Origin of the sequence: Frankia sp. AgKG'84/4 (assembly GCF_023242965.2) — a bacterium.
GTDB lineage: Bacteria > Actinomycetota > Actinomycetes > Frankiales > Frankiaceae > Frankia.
The window spans coordinates 1-3,953 of record NZ_JALKFU020000513.1 but is presented as its reverse complement, the minus strand read 5'-3'; the positions used below and the strand labels follow the sequence as shown (position 1 = coordinate 3,953).

The following is a 3,953-nucleotide window of genomic DNA, read 5'->3' as shown; positions in this document are numbered from 1 at the left end:
GCTCCGGGCCGGCGCGACCCGAGTGGCGGACGCGGCGCGGGAGGACGCGCCGACCCCGATGGCTGTCCGGGTGGACGGCCGGGCAGGGGCGCTGGCCGCCGTGGAGCTGGCCCGGGCCGGACGTGGCCGGCTGGCGGTGCCGCCGCGCACGGCTGTGGTCGCGGCGCCCGGCCGGGCGGGAGCGCCGAGGGGCGAGCCGCCGCGTCCACCGCCACGCACCGTGGCGGCGGGTCGGGCGAGACCAGGCTGCGCACCGATGCCGCCACCACCACCGGCGTCACCGAGAACACCGCGATTACGTGTCTGCATGCGGGCGCCGATTCCCCGGAAGGTGTCGCGCGACGTCGATCCCAGGAGCGCGCCGGCACCCTGACCGAAGGACGCCGCGCTACGGCGACCCGCCGAGCCGACGGCCTTCATCAGGTGAACGTCCGCGAATCCCATGAGGTGCATGAGGACGAACGGCGCGAACACGGCGGCGATCATCACGACGGTTCCGCTGAGGATCGTCAGAGTCTGGTCCACCGTGGACCCGGTGGAATCACTCGCCATCCCAGCACCCAGTGTGAAGATCGCATAGATGACGGGCTTAGCGAAGATCAGCGCCAGGAGGATCTCGGTGGCGCGCTTGATCCAGGCACTCGTCGACATCGTGGGCTGACCGGCGAGGTACAGCGGGATGAAAACGGCCATCACGATGATGGCGACCTTGCGGATGTAGAGCACCACGAACAACGCGAAAGAGAACATTGCCACGAGAAGTGACAGGACCAGGTCCAGGGCGAAGTTGCCCTGTTCCGGTAGTGCGCGCAGCTGGGCCACGAGCGTCGACCCCAGCGGCTTCCCATCGCCGAAGGCGTCCGCCATCCCGTCCGACGCGGTGAGGATCATCTGCAGGAGAGCGAGCGCGATGAAGGAGCCAAGGATCGCCGTACCGGTTGCCGCCGCCGCCCGGGTGAAGACGTGTGGATCCCCGCGTACCGCGCCCATGATGGCCGCGCACAGGAAGAGACCCGTGACGATCAGGACCGCGATGCCGAACGCGATGTTGTAGTTCTGGACCACGTAGTCGGCGTTGAGATCGATGGCCGTCTTCTGCGAAGCGAAGCTGAACACAGAACTAGAAAGGTCCGCGGCCATCCCGCAGAACGCCTTCCCCATCGAATCGAAGTAAGCATCAACACTCGACCCAATCGCACCCTTGACGGCATTGAGTGGATTGAAATCCTTGAAGCTTGCAGCAAGAACTACGGTGCCCTCAGTCACGTCCCAGCTCCGACCAATAGAAATTCCTTGAAACCTTCGGCAGCGCGCTCTGTAATTGCCGGGTTTGCGGGACCGTCGCCCGCGTCTTCAAGTTTCCAGTCGCCGTCGCTCCAGATGACGCGGCAGGTATCGGTTGCCCAGCCTTCCTTAGGAGATAGATTTGCATCTGCGCTATTATAAATGCCAAAGCCCAGGACACCCCAAATGGTGACATCGGCCTTGTCGTCGCTGTAAGATTGCACCGAATATCCGGTCGCGCGACCAATGAAGCCAAAGTTCGGCGCCTGAATGGACGGTACCCCGTATGTTTTGGCGCTCTTCTTGTCGTTCTCTATTATGAGGTCGGAGAGCCTTTTAGACGCCTCGGGGGTTGCGACTGAGGCGTACAGCCTTCTTATTGTTGTTGGCTCGCGGTTCTGAAGTTTTCCGTTGATCGCGTCATAGTTTGCGCATGCGCTGACGGCGCCAGCCTGTGTGCGGGGATATCCGATGGGGATTCCGTACTGGTTGATGCGCGTAGGTGTTCCCGGAACTGCACCCTCCGCGGTTGCAGGGCCACCCGACGTTGTTGTCGGCGGAGGGACTGAGGTCGGCACAAGCGCTGTAGCGGATGCAGATGGTGTCGGCTTATCCGCGGGCTCCCCGGGGCTCTGGCTCGACGCGACAGAGGTCGGGTCCGGGGAGGTGCTGTTGTTTGGGATGGCGTAGCGGCCGATGAGCACTCCGCTGATCACGCTGACCGCGCTGGCGGTTGCGATGATCATGATGAGGCGGCTGGCTACGGTATCCGTGTAACCCGGCAACGCCCACTCCCCTCACAAGACGGCACGGTCATCATCGCAATGTCCGCCCGCGTGCACCCGGGGAACCGGTTAGAACAGGGAGGACGCTGGGTCATGGACCACGTCGGGGTCGATGGCGACGGTGAGCTCAACGGCCGGAGGGCGCTGACCGCCTGGGTTGGGCGCGGGGGCGGTGGCGGTGGCGCCGGTCACCAGGAAGAAGTTGATGAAGGCCGCGGCGGCGCCGACGAGGAATGCCAGGCCGAAGCCCGCGATGACACCGCTCTTTCCGACCGTGGACGCGCGTTCAAGACCCATCCGTTCACCGAGCGCCCAGGCAATACCGCCAAGGAGCACGGCGGCCACGGCGGCGATCACGGCATAGGCTGCCAGGCCGTTGACCAGGTCTTTCAGCGCGTTGATGCCAGGCGCCTTCGAGTCGTCCGGCTTCACCTGCACGGCGGCAAGGAGGACGGTCGCCTGGGCGGAGGCGGCGTCGTGGATCATCGCGGTTCCTTTCTCACGGGCGAGGCTCGCCCGGACGATCCGGTCCGGCGATCCGTGAGGGTGCCGTTGGTGACCGTAGGTCGCCGAATGATACGCCGGTCGATGCGTCGTGATCCCCGGTAGTGGCTGGTGGGCCGCTCGTTGCGCCGGTCTGGGTACGTGTCGTGATCGGCTGGATGACTCCGGGTGAGGCTCCGGCTAGCCCTTCACTGGTCTTCCCTGACGCTCCCACCTCAGCTTTTGCGAGGATGAACAGGTTTTCGACCGCTGCTGCCGTGAGACGCAGGTAGGCGCGACGAGTCCGCCTGCGTAGTCGGGGGATGCGGACCGGGGTGTGCCGACTGGGGTCGAGCCGAGGGTCGTAGGGGATCCGCACGAGCGCCTCGACCTGCCGGCCGAGCCGGGCCGCGGCGGCCCGGGTCCGTGGCGACGGACGGCCGCGGCGGGGGGCGACGATCGCCGCGACGATGGGCGGGGCGCCGTCGCCGGCGAGGCCGTCGCCGACGGCCTCACGGAACGCCCGCAGCCGCATGATCGTGGCTTCTAGGTCGGCCGCGGTGGCGAGGGTGACGAGCACGACGAGGTCCGAGGCTTCGACGGCGGCGTCGGTCAGCGGCGCCTCGGTCGGCGCGTCCACGAGTACCAGCGGATACGAGTGTGCGAGCAGGCCGAGCGCCGACCGCAGGCCGCCAGCGGCGACGTGCTGTTCGCCAGGGGGCAGAGCCGGCACATCCGCCTCCGCTGCCACCCCCTCCCGCAGTGGCTGCGCGAACCGGCCAGCGTCCGACCGTAGCGGCAGGACGTCGAGGTCCCGCGCGCCGCCCCCGCGCCGACCGCTGATCATCAGGCGCAGCTCGGCGGCGGAGCCGTCACCTGCCTGATGGGCAAGGACGTCGGCGAGGCTGGTCGTCCCGGCCGAACCGACGCGGCTGGTCAGCGGGTCCCCTCTGGGCTCGTCCTCGTCGGCGGACGCCGGTGACGTGGCGACGGCTTCGGTGGGCTCGCCTGGCCAGAGGTCGACCGCGAGGACCGGATGGGCCCGCATACCGGTGAGGGTCAGGCCGATGACCCCGGCCAGGGTCGTCGTGCCCGAGTAGGGGAACAGGGAGGTCACCGCGATCCGCCAGGAGCCTGGGAGCGGGATGCGAGCACGGTCGCGCGCCGAGAGGCGGACGGGGATTTCCTCGCGCGGTTCGAGTTCCTGACCACCGCGCCATGATCGCGGTGTGCCATCGGGTGACTCGGGCCGGACCGCGGCCTTGCGGGCAGCGGGTGCGGGCGCCTTGACCGGGGGGGTCGTGCGGGCGGCGGGCAGCGGTGGGCCCTGCACCGGGGCCTGTCGGGCAGCCGGGGACAGGGGCAGATCGGGGACCGGCGGCTGAGCGGGGTGCAGGTCGG

The 3,953-nt window shown here is 68.0% G+C and carries 3 protein-coding genes and 1 pseudogene; all 4 read right to left on the bottom strand.

Annotated elements, in window-relative coordinates:
* Positions 1-1,116: hypothetical protein (locus MXD58_RS22300; RefSeq protein ID WP_518478607.1), on the bottom strand; the 1,116-nt coding region annotated here is incomplete at its 3' end.
* A 146-nt stretch (positions 1,117-1,262) separates the two neighbouring features.
* Positions 1,263-2,069, bottom strand: a complete 807-nt coding sequence (locus MXD58_RS22295; RefSeq protein WP_248839885.1) for a DUF8175 domain-containg protein — start codon at positions 2,067-2,069, stop codon at positions 1,263-1,265.
* A 69-nt stretch (positions 2,070-2,138) separates the two neighbouring features.
* Positions 2,139-2,555 (bottom strand): DUF6112 family protein, encoded by a 417-nt coding sequence (locus MXD58_RS22290; RefSeq protein WP_248839884.1) that lies wholly within the window; start codon positions 2,553-2,555, stop codon positions 2,139-2,141.
* A 13-nt stretch (positions 2,556-2,568) separates the two neighbouring features.
* Positions 2,569-3,953, bottom strand: a pseudogene (locus MXD58_RS22285) (hypothetical protein); the annotation flags it as partial.

Bases quoted from the DNA above. Each gene is read 5' to 3' on its own strand.
- MXD58_RS22290 (WP_248839884.1), bottom strand. From the start codon at position 2,555: ATGATCCACGACGCCGCCTCCGCCCAGGCGACCGTCCTCCTTGCCGCC.